The organism is Paraglaciecola arctica, assembly GCF_018861065.1.
In the GTDB taxonomy this organism is placed as follows: domain Bacteria; phylum Pseudomonadota; class Gammaproteobacteria; order Enterobacterales; family Alteromonadaceae; genus Paraglaciecola; species Paraglaciecola arctica_B.
In genome coordinates this window covers 4,298-24,043 of the sequence record NZ_JAHKQO010000009.1, presented here as the reverse complement: position 1 = coordinate 24,043, position 19,746 = coordinate 4,298, and the positions used below count along the sequence as shown (strand labels likewise).

Here is a 19,746-nt window from a genome sequence, read left to right as displayed (position 1 = left end):
AAACTTTGCTTTTGCCATTGTCTATTCCTCAGCAAATATACATTAAAAAAACTATTTAATTGAAATGGGGAGAGTTTATGTGGTGCTGATAGGCAGATTCGAACTGCCGACCTCACCCTTACCAAGGGTGCGCTCTACCAACTGAGCCATATCAGCATGTCACAAAAAAAGTGGAGCGGACGGCGAGAATCGAACTCGCAGCATTAGCTTGGAAGGCTAAGGTATTACCACTATACGACGTCCGCACAATCTACTCTCTTACATATCAAGTAAAAAGTGGTGGAGGGGGCAGGATTCGAACCTGCGAAGGCTGAGCCGTCAGATTTACAGTCTGATCCCGTTGACCGCTTGGGTACCCCTCCAGATTGATGGTGCCGACTACCGGAGTCGAACTGGTGACCTACTGATTACAAGTCAGTTGCTCTACCAACTGAGCTAAGTCGGCACTGCATCAAGTGGGAGCGCATATTAGAGTAATGATTGGGGTCGTGCAAGAGGGAATTTATAAAAAATTGTTTTTTTTATGCTGTTTGTTTAAATTTACAACTGAATGGACGCTTTTCACGCATTGCAGGCCTGATTTTACGACCTGAAATTCAATACGAAATCTAAATTAAGCGAAAAAGCCCTCTTAAAACTAAATTAGGAAAATATAATATTTTTTCATTATTCGATAAATTGAGCGATTTTTGCCCTCCTCCAGTGACTAACACTCTATAATCATCTTGAGATTGGCTTATATATTGTTGTGCCATCATCACAAATCCCGTTTGCGACGCTAAACACCCAAAACTCACACAATCTTCTGTTGTATCACCTATGTTCAATTTTTCTGGCATATTAGAATTGGCAAATACGTTTTGAGTATTTTTGATTAGACTTTCTCGCATCAAAGAAAAGCCTGGACTAATCCAACCACCGAGGTGTTTATTATTTATCACAATATCACAGGTATTTGCCGTACCTAAATCCACAACGGCAACTGGAAGTTGAGTGATAGCGCGGGCAGCTAAAATTGCGAGCCATCTATCGACTCCCAACGTTTGGAATTTTTCATAACCACATTCTATCCCTAGAGTGTTGGCTTGGGTATTTATCTGCTTGAAAGGTTTAGCGTAACGTTCACATTCGTTTTGTAGTTCTGCTACCTGACTTGCATGACCTACACTGGATACTAAGACTTGATAAGCCGAATCAAAATATGCAACTAAGTCCTTTATCTTTTGGCAACTTTTCACTTCAGCTATATCTGATACTTCATTTACCAGCACGTATTTAATTTGTGTGTTACCAATATCAACTAAGAGTGCTTTAAATTGCTCGGACACTTATTTCACCTCCATGATAGGCCTTAAGTCCTTGTTCTGTTTCCAACACAATAGCGCCAGCGGCGTCTATGCCTCTACCTATGCCTGAAATAGTGTTTTGACCAACAATTAACTTAATGGCTTGATTTGCATATATATCTAAATTTCGCCATTTTTTGACAAAGGGTTCCAGTCCACTGTTTTCAAATAGAGATAAACTGTTAGTCAACTCCCTTATCAATTTACCGGCTAATACATTGCGATCAATTAAGGTGTCACTGAGTTGTGATAGATCTATCCAAGGCTGACCAATTTCTTGAATGTCTTTTGGCAATGCTACGTTTAGGCCTATTCCAATTATCGCTTGGCATTCACTGCCAATTTGACCTTCTACTTCGATCAAAATACCCGCTAATTTTTTACCTTGAGCATAAATGTCATTTGGCCACTTTAATTGAAGGCCATGCACACCGCACTGATTTAACGCGTCTACAATCGCAACGCCCACCGCTAAACTCAAACCGCCTAATGCGGAATAACCACCAGCAAAAGACCAATGCATTGACAAATATAGACTCGCAGCATAAGGCGAGACCCATTTACGACCATGACGTCCCCTGCCTGCAGTTTGCGCTTCAGCGAGGCATGTGTGTCCGTTATTGACCTGACCCGATTTATCTTTTAGGTATTGATTAGTCGAATCAATGACATTCAACACTTCCACTTCAATCGCGTGACTAGTAGATAGATGCGCTTTAATTTCATTTGCTCTCAATAAGCTTAGAGGTTGGGCTAAACTATAACCCTTACCCGTAACACTGAAGATATCTAAACCTAAGGAACTCAGCACTTTAATGTGATTGGAAATAGCTGCGCGACTTATACCTAAGGTTGCTCCTAACGCTTCACCTGAATGGAAAGAATTATCAGCTAAAATTTTAAGTAAATTACCACGTACTAATTCTGAAGATTTACTCATAAAAATATGGGGCCTTTGTTACCAATTAATCTCACTTCATTTTCCAACCTAATTGAATACTCTTGCGTCACTGCTAGTTTAATATCACGAGCAAGCGCTAATAATTGTTCACCATTACCAGAACCATCATTGGTTAGAACCAACGCATGAGTAGGATGACAACCTATTCCCCCTATCTTTCTCCCTTTGAACCCCAGCTGATCAATCAACCAAGCAGCAGGGATTTTTACCTTATCTGTATTCACTGGATAACTTGGAATCGCGGCCCAAGTTCGCTGCAGTTGCTCAAATAATGCTTTGGTAATGATAGGGTTTTTGAAAAAACTACCAGCGTTACCAATTTTAGCTGGATCAGGTAATTTACTTTGGCGCACTGCTATTACCTTATTAAAGATGTCTGTGGCATTAGGTGTAGATAACTGTTTCAACTCACCGTAGTGAGTCACTCCTTTCCAACGTTTGGGAATGACTAAGGTCACACTAGTAATCATCACTTTGTCCGCTAAACGTGTTTTAAACACACTATCACGGTAACCAAACTCACAATCTATTGCCCTTAAGCTTTGGTATTGTTTTTGCTGAAGATCATAGTATTCAACTTGATGAATAAATTGTTCAATCTCGACACCATAGGCACCAATATTTTGAATAGGTGCAGCACCCACTGAACCAGGAATCAGTGCCAAGTTTTCTAAGCCATAAATTTTATGCTGCATACACCACATCACGAGTTTGTGCCAATTTTCACCGGCACCTACTTTAAGTAAATAATGAGTGTCGCTTTCCTCAAGGGTAATTCCCATAAACGCCGGTTTAATCACCGTACCTTGAAAGTTTTCCAAAAAGATAGTGTTGCTACCTTCACCCAATAAATAATAGCGAGAGTCAGTTAAATTCGATAACTGAGTATGCAAATCATCGGACGAATTAACAGATAAGAATGCTTGAGCGAAAGAGGGGAAACCAAAAGAATGATGGGAAGCTAAAGAATACACACTAAAGACCTATATAAATTTGTCACCATTCTAATCAAGATAAAGGTGAATACCAAAAATTATATCAACAAAGTGCAAGGCTAAGTGTTAATAACCTTTTTCACTACATTTCTGCCACCGTTGCGGATCGACATCTTACTTTTGATATTTTTAGCGTTTTCAAACACCACTCCAAGCAGAGGCGACCCAGAATCCTGTAAGCGTTGAATAGCCTCAAGTAAATCTGCACTCTCGGTGACGTCTAGGTCACACAATAAAATCACACCATCAACAACCTTGGAGACTACCAATGCGTCGCCAAAGTCGTTAACAGGAGGCGTCTCTATTACAACTCGTTCAAACAAAACGCCTAGCCTTTTGATAAACTCGCCAAAACGTGGTTTGGTCAAATACACCAAAGGGTCACTAGGAATTGAACCGCTAGGCATTACCGACAATTGACTGTCTTTTTCTCGAAAAGTCGCGTCGCTGAACGAATTTCTGCGGCTTATAAAGTTTGTTAAGCCTGGAGTCAATTGCTCAAAACCATACTCAATACCAATCTGGGGCTGACGCAAATCCGCATCAATAATAATTGACTTATCTAAGCTAGCAAAAGACTTGGCTAATTCAATCGCCAATTTTGAGCGCTTTTTACCAAACTGAACGCTGGCTAAAACAATCGTCCTAATTGGGGAGTCATCAGAACGAACCATAAGGTCTGAACGTAATGCTCTGACACATTCAGCATATATCAGCTCAGCCTTTGAAGGTGCTTTTACTTTTAGCAACCTTTTACTATCAGTTGAAGCTCTAGTTTTTGGCGGTTTGGGTATTTCTCCTAACAGCGCGATGCCATGATTGCGTAACAAAGAAATGAATCGGGTTTTTTTATCAGCTACCAAGTAAATTAGTAACCAAAACCCCACACTAAAAATGCTCGATAGAATAAGGGAAAAAGACGCGCCTAAAAAGACTCTGGGTTTAATGTGATTGGTGGGAACCTGTGCAAAATCCACTACGGAAAAATCATTCCCTGAACCTAAGTCTTGCAATATTTCAGTTTCCTGCAAACGAGTTAAGAACACATCGTAGAGCTTCTGAGTAGCTTCGGTTTTACGTACTAAGGATGCCAATTTAAACTCGTGGGCACCCAACTCCGCGTGCCGACTTTTAGCTAGCGATAGCTGACTTTCCACTTCGTTGAAACGTTCCTGAACAGCGTCATATTCCTGCTTGAAGCTTACAACTACTTTGTTTAAGGTTTTTTCAAGATTATCTTGCAGGGCATCAACAGCCACTTGTGCCGCAATAAATCGATGGTGTTTATACTTATAACGTTTTGATATTGCTTGCAGCTCAAGTTGCTTTTTAAAAAGTTCGGCACTTAAGGTTCTTATCAAAACATCACTCATAATCACCGGTACTTGCAACAAAGATTCAATTTTGCCTTGGGCTGCATTAATTTGCGACATGCTGGCGGCAGTGCTCGACAACATTTTTTCTGCAGTTAACCTATGCTCAATTAGTTTTGATATCTCAGCTTTTGCTAGCTCTACTTGACTCTTTAAATCAATCAAACCGTTTGCTTGCATAAATTGCTCTAACTCAGTTTGCGCACTTTCTAATTGGCTACTTAAAGAAAGCAATTGCCCATCTAACCATTGCGAAGTTTCATCGGACTTTTTCTTTTGAGCTTGTATTTGGTATTCGAAGAAAGACGGACCAACAGCGTTCACCACTTCTGCAGCGGTATAAGGCAAAGTCGACTCGTAAGTGACTTTGAGCATGTCAGTATTGGAGACTTTGGATAATTGTAGGTGTTTTAATAGCTTACTGACCGCATTTTGAACGTCTTCAACTCTGGTTCCATCTAAGGCAATTTTTTTAAACTCTTCCCTTGTTTGTAGCTGCAGCTTTTGTACAACTTCTAATGCAAATTGTCTTGAGCGTATTAACTCTATATAGGTATCTATTTTGTTATTACCTTTACTAGACAGAGGATTAAAGTTGCTGCTTATAGAAAAGGTATCTGAATCTTGTGAAAATAATAAGGTACTGCTAGCGGAATAAACTCTAGGTTGCTTTTGTACATAACTTGTCCCTAAAACCGTTAATATTACAATTGTCACAACAATACGAATTTTTTTCTGCCACAAGAACCCCAGAAAGTCAGTCAGATCAAAACCACTAGAGTCGCTGCTAGACTTGTACATATTTAAAATAAACTCGATTTAATGGTGATAATGTCACCTGGCAATATTTTGGTGTCTTTTTGAACCTCAAGTTTAGTTTTGTCTTCTCCTCGAATAATGTACCAATCGGAACTCGAAGCTCTATCTTTAAGGCCACCAGCAATAGCAATGGCTTGGTCCACTGTCAGTTCTAGAGAGAATGGATAACCTCCCGGCGAACGAACTTCTCCGTTAATATAAAAGGGGCGATACTCCTCTATTAATACTGAAACCAAAGGTTTCACCATATATCCGTCTAAAAGTTGTTGCTCAAGATCGCTTGCAAGTTGTTTGGGGGTTTTATTTGAAACGGATACCTGACCTAACAAGGGGAAGTTTACAACTCCAGATTTGTCTATCCTAGCTCGAACTGTAAGATCAGGTTCATTATAAACTGTCACCATGATTCTATCGCCAACTCCAATCACAAACTGTTCTTGCGCAGCAGATAATGGCAAAGCAACCAGAATAACAATAATGTTGGCTAGAATGCGTAACGACAACTTAACTCAACCTTATTTTGTACATAATCTAAGTCCAGTAAGTCATATTCTAACGACTCTTTTGCCAATCCAAGGCTAATAGATGAATGGTCATTGAGTGACAATTCTCCCACTATACCCACTGCGCTATCGTCACTGGTTCGTTGCTCCGCTATTTGCTCAAATTTAGTATGGTTAACATGCCCATTAACAGTAAATTTGATGTGGTCTCTATAGTGATAATTAATAGCGAGTTTGACACCTTTAGTGACTGTATCAAGGGATCCTTCGATATCCCCAGTTGCAGTGGTTTGCGAACCATTTAGTGAGAGAGTTAAATAGTCCAACGGCGCATATTCAGCGTCCAATTCAGCGAGAAACCCTTGTCTATCCGACATGGATTGATAAACTCGTTTGTAGCCACCCACTAACAATTTTAAGTGTGTTTGCCCTGTTCCTTGCCACTGGAATCCTAAAAGCAATCGATAGACGTCGCTATCAAGTTGTGAGTCATCCACAAAATCCACTTTTTCAAACTGGAAACTGGTTTCAAACTGAGTAATGTCAGATAGTTTGAAATTAAGCCCTAGCTCTGCTGTATCTCGTGTTAGATCAAATAAATTCGAATAAGGGTTATTGTCTTCATAATCCTGATCTAAATGAGAAATGGCGAACTTTAGGAATCTTCTCGTAGCCCGACTGTCTAAGTTATTATTACTACCACCATAAACAACTGCAGCGGCCAATTCATTTCTGGTTACACTGTCTCCAATAGTTGTAGCAGGGCGAAATTTGGCAATACCGCTACCCAATAAATAGTCTTCCTTAAGATGACTTCCTTGGAGATCCAGATACCACTTATTACTTACAAAAAATCGGCTTAACAATTGTATATTATATTGATTAAACTGATCTTCCAGATCCATTTCAATTTCATCTGGTTTGAACTGGGTGTGGGCAGCGGAATACGTCGCCTGCAACCAGGCACTTTCGTGCATAGATAGCAACTCTCCGGCAAGGCCGAAAGAGAAAGCAGTAGCATTTATTTCATCTTCTAAACGCGGGTGGTAATTGTCCAAGTACCCTATAGAACTGTTAATTGCCAATTTTTCAGCGTTAGGATCAATAATATTCTCCGCAACTGCAGCAACAACGGGTGAAATCAGCGATATACAACCATATAAAACAACGACAAAAATACTTAATTTCATTCGGGTCACGATTAATTAACTACTACTTAAAGACAAACATTAAACTACAAATATCGGCCTAGGTTATGAATACATAAGAATTCGTTTAATGCGCTGCAGGGGTGTAGGCAAGTGGCGCTTTACAAAGCAGGTTTTTTGCGCCAACAGCATTGTGTTCTAGCAATAATCTATTCAACTCATCAAATAATAAAATGACATCTTCAAAGGGCAATTTGGTCTCATCGGCACCCATAATCCTTGGGTGTTCAGTTGTTGTATCTGCGTCATCAATTAATAATTCTTCAAACAACTTTTCTCCGGGTCGCAATCCGGAAAATTTTAACTCAATATCGCCAAGCGGTGTTTGCGGTGTTCTTAAACTATGCCCCATTAGGTGTGCCATTTTACTCGCCAAATCCACAATTTTTACCGACTCTCCCATATCTAAGACAAACACCTCACCTTTACTGCCCATGGCTCCGGCTTGAATGACCAATTGCGCCGCTTCCGGAATCGTCATAAAAAAGCGGGTAATATCTGGATGAGTGACTGTGATAGGGCCACCCGCCTTAATTTGTTTAGTAAATAATGGAACTACTGAACCAGACGAACCTAACACATTGCCAAATCGTACTATTGAGTATTCGGTATTCGATCCCAATTCCGCGATCCCTTGAATATAAAGCTCAGCGAAACGTTTTGTCGCCCCCATGATATTAGTAGGTCGAACCGCCTTATCCGTAGAAATCAAAACAAACTTCTCTACGTCATATTCGGCAGCTACTAATGCCACGTTCGAAGTACCAAATACATTATTGCGGATACCCGCTAGCGGATTCGACTCAACCATAGGCACATGTTTGTATGCCGCAGCATGATAAATAGTGTGTATCTTGTGTTTCTCTATGACACTTCTCAACACTTCGGTATCCTGGATGCTGGAGAGAACAGGCACCATAGGAATATCGAAATAATGTTGTTTCAACTCATTCTCAATTTGGTACAAGTTGAATTCTGACAATTCAAATAGCACCAATTTAGTTGGGCCAGATTTAACTATTTGCCTGCACAATTCACTGCCTATGGATCCGCCAGCACCGGTAACCATGACGTTTTTGCCACGTATATTAATATCCAACAATTGAGTGATAGGAGGAACCGGCTCTCTACCCAACAATTCTTCAATACGAATTTCTCGTAGTTCATCTATTTTGCTTTTACCCGAAAGCAAATCTTGAATATTTGGGATACTCAATAATTCTATGGCGTAGGGTTCCAATTCGACTATTAGCTCTTTTCTGCGGTCAGCCGAAGTATTATGTACCGCCAATAACATCTTAGTGACACCAAACCGCTTAACATAGAGAGGAATATCTTCGCGTCGTCCAACGGGCAAACCTAAAATTTGTTTGTTGTGATACTGTTTTTTATCATCGATAAACGCTATAGGCTGTAGATCATTTCCTATTTTTAACGTTTGCACTAACGAACGTCCAGCTTCTGCTGCTCCAAAGATCAAACATTTTTCACGCATTTTATAATTCTGAGACTGAGCTGATGCTTGGATTAAGAATCGAGGAGCGATCACTAAAATTGACGCTAGTGACCAATAAATAATAGGTACAGAAACTGGCATCATAATGTCAAAAACCAATCTTGACGCGAGTAAAAACAGCGCTGAAAACAGTAATACCAACAGCGCTTTCAATATAGCTAATCGCCCAATATAGCGGATCATTTGTCGATAGTGACCAAACAGAGATAACAGAATCAATGCGAAAGCAACATTCAGTATGATTACAAAAGCATCAACATTGGAAAAATCCCAACTCGCTATACCCAGCCTAATCCAGAATGCGACTATAGTCGCCACTGCCAACGCCATCACATCCCATACTACGGCGATGCCAAGTTTATTGTTTGAACTGAGTTCAAACAATTGGTTAAAGTGCATTACTGGGTGACCTCTTTAGATGCACTGGCCATTACTTGTGACAGCGCGTTACAACACTTATCAATTTCAGCTTGCTGTAACGTGGGATGGACTAGAAACATCAATGAAGTCGCACCTAATTCAATGGCGTTACATAGGGGCGTTTTAGGACGGTAGTTGGTCTTTTCAAATGCTTTTTCATTATACACTTCCGAACACGAACCAGAGAAGCAAGGCACTTCCAAGTCAACAAGTTCAGCAATAATTCTATCTCTATCCCACCCAGCATTTAGATTTTTAGGCTCCACAAAGACATAACATTTATAAAAAGCATGTTCTATGTGAGTGGGTATTTCAGGTACACGCAATGCCGAGAAACGTTTAGCGGTAGCAAATATTTGTTGCGAATACTTGCGTCTTTTCTCAGTCCAATTAGGCATTTTTTCTAATTGTTTAAGGCCTACAACAGATTGTAATTCCGTCATTCGCCAATTGGTGCCAAAGGATTCATGCAACCATCTAAACCCCGGAGGGTGCTCTTTTTCATAAATAGCCCCCCAAGACTTACCGTGGTCTTTAAACGACCACACCTTTTCCCAAAACAATTGGTTATTTGTTGTCACCATGCCCCCTTCGCCCGCAGTGGTCATGATTTTATCCTGACAAAAAGACCAGGCGGCAATATCCCCTAAACCACCTACGTTTTTGCCCTTATATTTGGCTCCATGGGCCTGTGCGCAATCTTCAACCACAAATAATCCATGTACCTTAGCCAACGCAACAATATCGTCCATTTCACAAGGCCAACCGGCAAGGTGCACGCACAAAATAGCAGAGGTATTGTCAGATATATGAGGTTTGATTGTTTCGGCACTAATGTTTTGATTATCAAGATCAACATCTGCAAACACTGGGGTTAAACCCGCCAAAACAATAGACGATATTGATGCAATAAAAGTCCGCGATGTAACTATTACTTCACTTCCTTTTGGTAAGTCTAGTGCCTGCCAAGCCAAATCTAATGCGACCGTACCGTTGGAGACGGCTACGGCGTATTTAGCATCAAAATACGCCGCAAATTGTTTTTCAAACTCTCTGCCTTTTTGGCCAGTCCAGTAATTAACTTTATTTGAATCTAGTACTTCCAATACAGCTTGCTTTTCTGCTGCGTCGAAATCAGGCCAAGGTGAAAAAGGGCCATTTAACATTACGTTACCTCACTTATTATTATTTTTATTAGGTATTCTACATTTGCACAATATGCATAAGTCGTTTTTACGACATTTTTCGCTTATCAGTATCGTTTCTTTAAAACAGCGGGTAATCCCGCATATAGACAACCAGCTTCCGTTGATTTAGTGACACAAGCTCCCGCGCCAATAACAGTCCTATCAGCAATAATCAGTGGCTCGTCTTCATTTCCATTAATAATGGTGGCACCTGTACCTATATAGACTTCTTCTCCGATATGTACGTTTCCAGACACATGCACACCTGGTGATAAAGTAGAGTAGGCACCAATTTTAACATCGTGACCAATAGTACAATCGAGATTAATATGCACATGCTCAGCAAGATTAATATCTACGGTTAAAATAGAGCCGTTACAAATTATTGCCCCCTCAGAAATATAGACTGACGAAGACATTGAAGCCTTAGGATCAATTAATCGAGCGAATTGAAAACCTGCGTTTGAACACTTCTGAGCAACTAGTTTTCGTGTCGCCGGTGCGCCTATGGCTACAGCTACCTCTATATCTGGATGACTTTCTAGTACTTCATCAAAAGTAAGAACGGGGATCCCCTTTAGGGAGCTTTGAGACTTATTGTCGTCAACAAAACAGGTTACTGCTTCAGTTCCGTGAGCACATTCAATTAACCAAGCAACTTCTCGAGAAAATCCACCGGCACCATATACAGCTATTTTTTTATTATTCATTTTTTTCGCCTATTCTTTTTTTGAGCCTTCGAACCAACCCATAGTGACTTCGTTTTCAGCAGAAACATCTTCTCTTGCGACAACTTTGTATACTGTTTTAAATAGAATCTTAATATCTAACCAGAAAGACCAGTTATCAACATACCAAACATCAAGAGTAAACTTGTCTTCCCAACTAATAGCATTGCGTCCATTCACCTGAGCCCAACCGGTAATACCGGGCAAAACTTGATGTCGCCTATTTTGCTCCTTAGTATAAAGTGGTAAATACTCCATTCTCAATGGTCTGGGACCCACTAAACTCATATTTCCTTTGAGTACATTTACCAAACCAGGTAACTCGTCAATACTGGTCGAACGAAGTAATTTTCCAAATGTATGAAGCCTTTCTGCGTCAGGCAATAACACGCCATTTTCATCTGTTTCATTGCTCATTGTACACAGCTTTAACATATTAAATGGCCGACCATTTAAGCCAGGTCTAGTTTGCCTAAACAAAACCGGGCTACCTATTTTAACCTTAACCAAAAGCATAGCTATGAGTAAAACCGGCGAAAAAACTAACAATGCAATCAGTGCCATTACAAAATCGAAAATACGTTTCAAAAACATACTAGCCGGCCCTTTGCTGTTTCAATACATGCTCGTAAAAACGATTAACGTCCAACACATTTTGTTTAACGTTTAACAGAGTTTTTACCTTTTGATAAGCATTCTCCACCCTACGCTGTTGTTCCGCTTCGTCAAGATAGGCTTCGATAATTTTTGCAGCGAGAGCTTCTGGATTTTTAGCTGGCGCCATATAACCCGTTTCGCCATCAATGACTAAATCAGGAAAACCACCTACATCACTTGATAAAGTCGAAACTTTGGAGTACATCGATTCCGCGGCTGCACCAACATTTTCTGAATGAGAGGGATGTACCGCTAAATTAAGTTGCGGGTAAAGCAAAGGTACATCCTTACGAATACCAAGAAACACACAGGCATCGCCGAGCCGTTCCTGCGCGTATTGCTTAACCCCATCAAAATACGATTGGGCTCCTCCCCAAGGACCACCAATAATCACAGACTTCACTGCTGGGTATTTTTTCCTTACGATTGCGATAGCATCAATAAAATCTTCATGGCCTTTTAAACCTCGTTTTTGTCCTAGGTAAGCTTTAGGAGCATAAAAATAGGCCACCATTCCCACAAGATAGTCATCAGCTTCGAGTTGACACACATTTCGTAAATCTATTTTTTCATGGTCATCTACCTTAAAGTCTTCCTCATTAACACCGTAATAAGCAAGGCCTGTACGACTAGGCTCGATTCCACAACGTTGATACTCATCTTGCGTCCACTGGCACGAGGCTAGCCAATAATCATATTTATTACCTAAAATTATCTCAATTCGTTTATACAGCCAGTGTTCCAAATGCAAAGGACCAGGAACTTGAAATACTCGAGGTACCTGAGTTTTACGTAACGCCAATCGCATCAAAAATGTTGTCGCCACAAAATGGCTATGCACAATATCCGGATTAATTTCCTCAACTAATTTTTTCAATTGTTTAGATTTTTTAATATTGTGCCATGGACGTTTCACCTCAAATATTACATCAACGATATGGGTATGTACGCCAGCTTTCTGATATTCAGCGACCAGCGGACCATCAGGTAATGCAACATGCACTTCGACTCCTAAAGCCACTAGTTCTCTGGTTTGCCTCAATGCCCAGCTCGCACCTATAGAGGTTTTTAATAAATGTAAAACTTTCATTAGGTTAGCTTCCGATCAAGGTTTCAAATAATGATTTACGTCTTTGCATAAGGACACTGTCACTGTATTGCTGTGACTTTGTATAATTTGCATAGGATATTTCTAGACAAGCATCTTCAGTAAGCTGCTGCACCGATTGTAAACAAGATACCAACTGGCCTATATTATCCTTTGGGATAATATAGGCATCATCGATGAGCTCTTTTACGCCACCAACATCTGTGGCTATACAAACTAGAGAACGTGCCATCGCTTCAATTAACGCTCTGGGTAAACCTTCTTGCCTTGAAGGAAGTACAAACACATTTGAATTATCCAGCACTTCCCGAATCTCTTCACGATTCGATACGTTACCCATAAAATTTACCTGTTTGTCGATGCCCAATTGAACAGCCATCTCCATCATTTCTGTGAGTAAGGCACCTCCTCCAATCCATGTTAAAGACGTCTGGATGTTTTTCTTATTTAGCTCTGCGATAGCTTTAAGCATTAGGTCACAGCCTTTATAAGGTTGCGATAATGTGCCCACACAAACCAAACGCAATGGATCGTCGAATGGGTAAACTTTGCGCTCTACAAAATCTTCTGGGTAAAGCTGTATTGAAGAATAATGAGTATCAAAACTATTTGGATTAGGGGGATATCGTTTTTGCAAGCTAAATTGTGTGACGTAAGAAATCGCATATGCATCATGACATTGCTTTTTCAGCAAACCAACAAACAACCATTTATAAAATGGTCGTAAAGGGCTTTGACTGGCACCTTTATCAAACATATCCGCAGGATCGCCAACTACCTCTGCCCCGTAAACACTGACATGAGGTTTACTGAACCACAGGTACATTGCTGATAAAATACTGGGGATCCTGCATATCACTTTCCTATGCTTTGCTCCTCTAGAACGCAGTGTTGAAACAAGGCTTGGCAACGTTTTAATAAATCCTACTGGACCAATATAATGGGGCAGACATACAAACCCAACGTTTCTGCCGTCGACTCTTTTCCAAACCTTGGGCACTGTATGAACCTGCTTAACTCTAGCGACGATATTTACACTAGAAAATGACACTAAATACCTTTTCCAAAACTCATATGAAAAAGCGTTATCGGTCCAAAAGTAACCATTTTCACAACGATAGAACCGCTGCTCAATTACAATATCAACTTCCATTAACGACTCTCAAAATTTTCAGCAAACATGTTTTGCGAATCTTTTTTTCGATAAGCAATGTAAAAAAGTAAAGCAACGACTAACCATCCAATGACAATTTGCACAGGCACTTGCGTAAACGCATTTCTCACCATTACAAATAGAGGCACTAAGAGTACCCCTTGAATAATGTCAGATTTCACCGTCGACTTACGGCTATCCAGAAAGGCCATAAGGCTACCTATGGCAAAAAACACAAAAAAGACCCCTGCCTCCCCAAAATTAATATAGGCTTCAGCAATAGGTGAAAAACCAATTGGCCCAACTCGCTGCTGCACCACAACATTAAGTAAACGGTCATCCTCAAGTGCATCTACTCGCTCAAGTTGAGGGATAAATAACGCCAATTGGCGTTCAAAAGGAGCCCAATAACTTGTACCATTTAATAATTCGAATCCATTTTCTCGCCATAAAATCACTTCCTGCAATGGCCTAAGGCTACCTCCCATTTCAGCAACAGCATTCAAAGGGTTTACAGACATACCTTGACCACTATAGTCTCCTGATACTCTGGCATTTTTAACAATACCGGTAGCGATGAGGAAAACAACCAATAGAATGAGTAATGTATGGGTTTTGATAGGCACACCTTTTTTTCCTAGCATACAGCCGGCAACAGCTGTTGGGAACATGACTTCGCCTCTGAGGCCAGTTTTAAATGCAATCACCGCAAAAATACCAAACACCAAAAAATACCAAATTGAATAACCCGATTGGTATGTTACGGATACTAAGACTAACGAGATCCCAATAAACAAATACGTGTAAAAAATCAACATACTTATTAATGGCAACTCACTCATAATCGTAAGGTATGCAAAATACGACTGATACATTCCGGTGCTAAAAATAATCGCCAAGAAAATAAAAACAAAAAGCGTTAGGAGTGCGCCACCAATGTGAAACAAACGTTTCTGAAAGTCTTCAGTACCGACCTCTGTTTCTCTCAACGAGACTGGTTTTGAAAATGCTATCACCGCCAATGCATAACCAATTAATGCAATATTAACTAAATGAATCGCATTATTTGTTTGGCGCGTATAAAACCAATTACGAATGACATAATGGAGATCTTCGTCTGTAATTCCGCCAACTGAGTTAGCCAAAACTAAGCCTGTATGAAAAACACATAACGCGGTAAAAAAAATAAAACTAATAGACCATATTCCCTTCGGTAGAGATACCGAAAGTATAAATGACAGAACTATCCAGTTTAACGCGGTTAAAAGTTCTAACTTTTCCCTTGGTGCGTCAAATACATTAAAATAGGCAGCAAAACTCCATGCGCCGATCAACAATATTGCCCATATACCAAATATTTTGACTAGGTTATTGTCAACTCGTATAGACAATGTGCAATTGCTCTACATTCTGTTTCAACAAAAACGGACTATTTTTGAACGATTCAATAAGTTGGTCTTTAGCAGGTCGATGATTTAGCAACTCGACTATTTCTTGAGCCCATCGCTGATTATTTTCAGATAAACTTAGTGAAACAATTCCGTCTACGGATTCAGCTATTTCCAATACACCTGGCAAGTGCGAAGCAACAACAGGCACCCCCAAACTTAACGCTTCGATAACGGCCCCTGGCAAACCTTCCCACAGTGAAGGAAACAACATAACATCAGCGTTCACTAATAACGAAGGAACATCAGATTGCAAACCTAAAAAATGAACGAAGTCGTTTAGGTTATGGTTTTCGATAAATGTTCGGAGCGTTTCTTTCAATTTAGCATTTTCTTTGCCTATCAGAACTAAGTGACACTCTTTATCTAACTGATGTAACGCATTAAATATTTCTAACTGACGTATATGATTTTTTTGTCGATCCACACGCCCTACATTTATGATAATTTTCTGATGTTCAAAATTAGGGATGTAATCTTTCCAGATGTCAGGCTTACGCTCTGGTGATATTAATTCGAAACCATTATAAACTACCTGACATTTGCTGTTTTGTTCCCAGTTAGAACCCATGAATCCAGCGAGGGCACCTCTACAAACACCCAAAATATGAGTCGAACAAATGTTAATTAAAAAGCCTAACAGTGAATTACGGAATCTTCTGAAGAACGAACGCTTAACGCCGTCTGTCGTATTTCGAAAATGAGCTATACGAATTTTGACCCTAGCTATTTTAGCCAGCAATATTATAAAGCCTGAGACATAAGCAACATGTGAATGAACGACGTCGTAATGCCTAGCGAGTAGAATAAAGCGAAAGACAAACTTCAAATCTAACTTGCAATAGAAAACATTACCTCCTAACGCTTTAATCTCATCATCTAATACACCTCGGTTTCCACTTAGCGCACAATAATCAAACACGACACCTTTTTGGGCTAAATCTCGCATTAAGCTGACAGTTCTTATTTCGGCACCACCTCGATTCATGGTGCCAAATACATGTAATACTTTTACAGTCATGATGCACTCACCGTAACTTCAAACACTTTTCTGTATTGATTCTTGGTTAACAACGCAAATAAAACGAACTCACAAACTGTAGCCGCAAACATTGCTTGGGCAGCACCAACTAAACCATTTGTCTTAATCAACAAAAGACAGCTAAAAAACATAACAATTAATCCAACCGCGTATATTTTTGTTTGAATTTGGAATAACTGCAGTGATGCATATGAAGTACCAATAAAGATATAAATGTATCGAATGGCTGCTGCCGCCATCACCCAAATAAGTACGTCTGCATGTTCACCTATATCACTATTATAAAAAAGAGTTAAAAAATACTCCCCCCCCAAATACGCCACAATCACGCCAGCTATTCCTATAGCCACTCCCATACCGCACAACTTAACTACTAGGGAAATAAATGCAGTTTGATTTTGAGATTTGTGGAGGTTGACTAATTGTGGAGTCGCCGCCTGAGATAAGCTATTGATCAATATTCCACCCGCTACAAGAAAATAACTGATAGTGGCAAATTGCCCAGCTTGAACAACACCAAGTTGGTAAGTTAATAAAAAATTGGGAAGGTACACAAATAACGCGCTAATCATTAAAGCCACTGCAACTGTAAAATATTGCTTATACAGTTGCAGAGAGCGTTTTACGGATCCTGCGGAAAATATTAACGACGCAGACAAAGGTTTCGTCTCGCATGAAGTGCTTAATTGATAGACTTTAACCGTATCAAATACCGTAAAAATACCGGCAATTACACACCAACAAATTAACATGTATTCGAAATTCGAAGATGTAAAAGTCACTAACATTACACTTGCAATAGTTAAAAGTGATCGAGCAGTAAGCGATACGCAAGCCGTTCGATAAGCATCCACTCTGCGCATATAACTCTGACAAAATTCCGACCAAGTATCGAACCATTTATATACAACTACTATGAAGATCAGGCTGACATGAAACTCTAGGGTAATGATAGCGATAAGCGCTAGAAGTACTGTGACTATGGTATTTGCCAACAACCGTGCGTTGGCATATTCCTCAAGTTTATAACGCCAATACTTATCTACAATTACTAGCGTCCTAACTTTAAAGCTAGCAAATAAAAACAAGGGTGAAGTTATAGACAAGGCTAAAACAAATTGACCTAATTGTGCCCCATCAAAGTTCTTGGCAATAACAACTAATATTAACCAGTTACTAAGAGCCAATGAAATATTTGCTATCAATGTCAGCAAAGAATTTCTTGCAAGTGCAGAAGCAGGCATTTTCTTTTTCTTATTATTTTTTTAGTTAATACTGAGTCAATACAACGCTAAGTGCAATCAATCAATGTAGCGATCAACCGTATTAGGTATTTTCTTTGTTCGCTACTAATTGTTCCTCAAGAATGAGCAATTCCTTAGAGCGCCTTTTTAATTTTTTAGCGGGTGAACCAAAATATACATTCCATTCATCTAAATCTTTTGTCACCAAAGACATAGCCCCTACCGATGCCCCTTCACCAATAGTGGTACCAGGTAAAATGACACTTCCCGCACCTACTATAACATGTTTTCCAAGGCTAACTTGCCCTTCAACGACCCCAGTATATTGCTGCGGTACAGTTGGATTCGTTAGAAACTTACCGGAGTAATCATCAGTTCTACTATATATTTTCACTCCCTGAGACAAACCGCTAAAATCTTCCATAACAATACCGCTACCAGCTGATAGTGCCGAGTATCCACCGATGTGAATATAGGAACCTAAGGTTAAGAAACCACTACCAGTAGCAAAAATCGAACAATAACTGTCGATTCTTACATTATCACCAATGGAGATATTAGGAATGCCCAAGATTGTACAGTTTTTAGAGATGGCGACGTTTCTTCCTAATGATTTAAATCCAACACCTCTTAAATCCTCTTCTGTGTAATATCCTGGCTCAAAAATCTTGGTATCCAATATAGGTCCTCTTCGCTATCTAGATTTGATTATTTTCATGTCAGCTAAACTATGACTTTAATTAAAGCGTTAGGCAATAAAAGCTTCTCTGACGCTAATAACCAAACTTGATAAACAATCTCTGACTACCGGACGAAAACATAAAACCACTTAATTCGCCATCAATCGCTTACGCCTTCCCCTCAAAATAGTGGCTAAAGCAAGCGCCAGTATAAATGTGATAGTTGGCTCGTTTACTGAGATTCCACTTGGTGAGAGTTGTAGAAGGTTGACAGGTAACGAATCATTTTTAATTAAGAAAGTACCTACGTTATAAAATTCATTGTTATTAAATTTTTCTTCGTAATTTGTTGAATAGTTAACGTTAAAGTCAACACCATAACGATTAGCACTTCCTGATCCATTTAGATAGCTACCTCCTACACGCAAAACTCCTTGTTCATCTTCGTAAAGTCCATATGAATGTGTTTGGTAATATCTAGTCCCTTCAATTGAACCAAATAACTGCTGCCATGTTTTTGCAGTACTAAAACAGTTAGTGGTATTACCGCAATTTTGTTCAAATAAATATTGCTCACCATTTGTACCTGAAATATCTATATCAAAAAATATATTTTCTAATAATGATTCAACATATACGTAACTAGCGTAACTCCAACCGTCGAACATTGTGCCAGATTCTCTAAAATGTACATTTGCTGTTAGAGCTAAATCGAGCCAAATAAAACCTGTTGATTCGTCTTTTACTGCTAACTCATCACCAACTTCAAATGCATCCCATTGAATAAGATTTGCGGAAACGCTACTCGTAAAAAATATAAAACTAAAGACTAAAGCAAATTGACTTTTTCGCACAGTTACAACCTTGTAATCAAATAAATGTCGAGTATACAACAACTTAAAATCAGACTGGTATTAGCCTTTAGTTTAATACCGAAAAATCAGAAATAAATTTCAAGCACAACTAAAGGCCACCTTATGCAGGTGGCCTTTCTTGTAAATGGGAGTCTGGCAATGTGCGACCTACATGGATGTAGGAAAGCAGGTTTTGCAGGAGCAAAAACCTGTCTACTCTCGCAGGAGGGAAAAGCGGGAATTTAAGGAACACGGTTCCGCTCCGCTTTTCAATGAGCCAAGGATGACGAGTTTGGGTGCATATCATCAAGGACGTGTATTTGACTACTTTAAATTTATTAATGTCAAAAAACGCAAAAAGCCACCTCAATGAGGTGGCTTAGTACTTAATTGGGAGTCTGGCAATGTGCTACTCTCGCAGGAGGGTGGAAGTGGGGCTTTCAGGAGCACAGCTCCTGCCACTGGAACGAGCTAATCTACGCTTAGGTCCGGGAATCCACTTTG

General features: G+C 39.7%; 17 protein-coding genes and 4 tRNA genes. All 21 read right to left on the bottom strand.

What is annotated here, in order from left to right; translation table 11 throughout:
- Positions 1-80 precede the first annotated feature (80 nt).
- Positions 81-156, bottom strand: a tRNA-Thr gene (locus KO534_RS03770).
- Positions 157-171: 15 nt separating this feature from the next.
- A tRNA-Gly gene (locus KO534_RS03765) sits at positions 172-245 on the bottom strand.
- 32 nt (positions 246-277) lie between these two features.
- A tRNA-Tyr gene (locus tag KO534_RS03760) sits at positions 278-362 on the bottom strand.
- A 7-nt stretch (positions 363-369) separates the two neighbouring features.
- Positions 370-445, bottom strand: a tRNA-Thr gene (locus KO534_RS03755).
- A gap of 163 nt (positions 446-608) precedes the next feature.
- A complete protein-coding gene (locus tag KO534_RS03750) occupies positions 609-1,328 on the bottom strand; it encodes a type III pantothenate kinase (protein WP_215927402.1) in 720 nt (239 codons plus the stop codon).
- Entirely contained in the window at positions 1,312-2,286 is a 975-nt protein-coding gene (gene birA / locus KO534_RS03745; RefSeq protein WP_215927400.1) for a bifunctional biotin--[acetyl-CoA-carboxylase] ligase/biotin operon repressor BirA, read from the bottom strand. Before birA ends, KO534_RS03750 begins: the two co-directional genes overlap by 17 nt.
- Positions 2,283-3,281, bottom strand: a complete 999-nt coding sequence (gene murB / locus KO534_RS03740; RefSeq protein WP_215927398.1) for a UDP-N-acetylmuramate dehydrogenase — start codon at positions 3,279-3,281, stop codon at positions 2,283-2,285. Before murB ends, birA begins: the two co-directional genes overlap by 4 nt.
- Before the next feature lie 80 nt (positions 3,282-3,361).
- Positions 3,362-5,476 carry a GumC family protein gene (locus KO534_RS03735; RefSeq protein WP_215927396.1) on the bottom strand — a complete coding sequence of 705 codons (2,115 nt, stop codon included), beginning with the start codon at positions 5,474-5,476 and terminating at the stop codon, positions 3,362-3,364.
- Positions 5,477-5,478: 2 nt separating this feature from the next.
- On the bottom strand, positions 5,479-5,997 hold the full coding sequence (locus KO534_RS03730) for a polysaccharide biosynthesis/export family protein (RefSeq protein ID WP_252731948.1): 519 nt from the start codon (positions 5,995-5,997) through the stop codon (positions 5,479-5,481).
- A complete protein-coding gene (locus tag KO534_RS03725) occupies positions 5,979-7,187 on the bottom strand; it encodes a hypothetical protein (RefSeq protein WP_215927394.1) in 1,209 nt (402 codons plus the stop codon). Before KO534_RS03725 ends, KO534_RS03730 begins: the two co-directional genes overlap by 19 nt.
- An 85-nt stretch (positions 7,188-7,272) precedes the next feature.
- Complete coding sequence (locus tag KO534_RS03720; RefSeq protein ID WP_215927392.1) at positions 7,273-9,120, bottom strand: polysaccharide biosynthesis protein; 1,848 nt, start codon at positions 9,118-9,120, stop codon at positions 7,273-7,275.
- Positions 9,120-10,307 (bottom strand): DegT/DnrJ/EryC1/StrS family aminotransferase, encoded by a 1,188-nt coding sequence (locus KO534_RS03715; protein WP_215927390.1) that lies wholly within the window; start codon positions 10,305-10,307, stop codon positions 9,120-9,122. Before KO534_RS03715 ends, KO534_RS03720 begins: the two co-directional genes overlap by 1 nt.
- Before the next feature lie 86 nt (positions 10,308-10,393).
- Positions 10,394-11,038 (bottom strand): acetyltransferase, encoded by a 645-nt coding sequence (locus KO534_RS03710; protein ID WP_215927388.1) that lies wholly within the window; start codon positions 11,036-11,038, stop codon positions 10,394-10,396.
- 9 nt (positions 11,039-11,047) lie between these two features.
- Positions 11,048-11,650: a sugar transferase gene (locus KO534_RS03705; protein WP_215927386.1), complete on the bottom strand. Its 603-nt coding sequence runs from the start codon at positions 11,648-11,650 to the stop codon at positions 11,048-11,050.
- A 1-nt stretch (position 11,651) separates the two neighbouring features.
- Positions 11,652-12,803 (bottom strand): glycosyltransferase, encoded by a 1,152-nt coding sequence (locus KO534_RS03700; protein WP_215927384.1) that lies wholly within the window; start codon positions 12,801-12,803, stop codon positions 11,652-11,654.
- Between the two features lie 4 nt (positions 12,804-12,807).
- Positions 12,808-13,974, bottom strand: a complete 1,167-nt coding sequence (locus KO534_RS03695) for a glycosyltransferase (RefSeq protein WP_215927382.1) — start codon at positions 13,972-13,974, stop codon at positions 12,808-12,810.
- Positions 13,974-15,365, bottom strand: coding sequence for an O-antigen polysaccharide polymerase Wzy (gene wzy, locus KO534_RS03690; RefSeq protein ID WP_252731947.1), 1,392 nt, complete (start codon positions 15,363-15,365; stop codon positions 13,974-13,976). Before wzy ends, KO534_RS03695 begins: the two co-directional genes overlap by 1 nt.
- Entirely contained in the window at positions 15,349-16,443 is a 1,095-nt protein-coding gene (locus KO534_RS03685) for a glycosyltransferase (protein WP_215927380.1), read from the bottom strand. Before KO534_RS03685 ends, wzy begins: the two co-directional genes overlap by 17 nt.
- Complete coding sequence (locus tag KO534_RS03680; protein WP_215927377.1) at positions 16,440-17,708, bottom strand: lipopolysaccharide biosynthesis protein; 1,269 nt, start codon at positions 17,706-17,708, stop codon at positions 16,440-16,442. The genes KO534_RS03685 and KO534_RS03680 overlap by 4 nt, the downstream gene beginning before the upstream one ends.
- 82 nt (positions 17,709-17,790) lie before the next feature.
- Positions 17,791-18,387, bottom strand: coding sequence for an acyltransferase (locus tag KO534_RS03675; RefSeq protein WP_252731946.1), 597 nt, complete (start codon positions 18,385-18,387; stop codon positions 17,791-17,793).
- A 150-nt stretch (positions 18,388-18,537) separates the two neighbouring features.
- On the bottom strand, positions 18,538-19,242 hold the full coding sequence (locus KO534_RS03670; protein WP_252731945.1) for a hypothetical protein: 705 nt from the start codon (positions 19,240-19,242) through the stop codon (positions 18,538-18,540).
- Between the last annotated feature and the right edge of the window lie 504 nt (positions 19,243-19,746).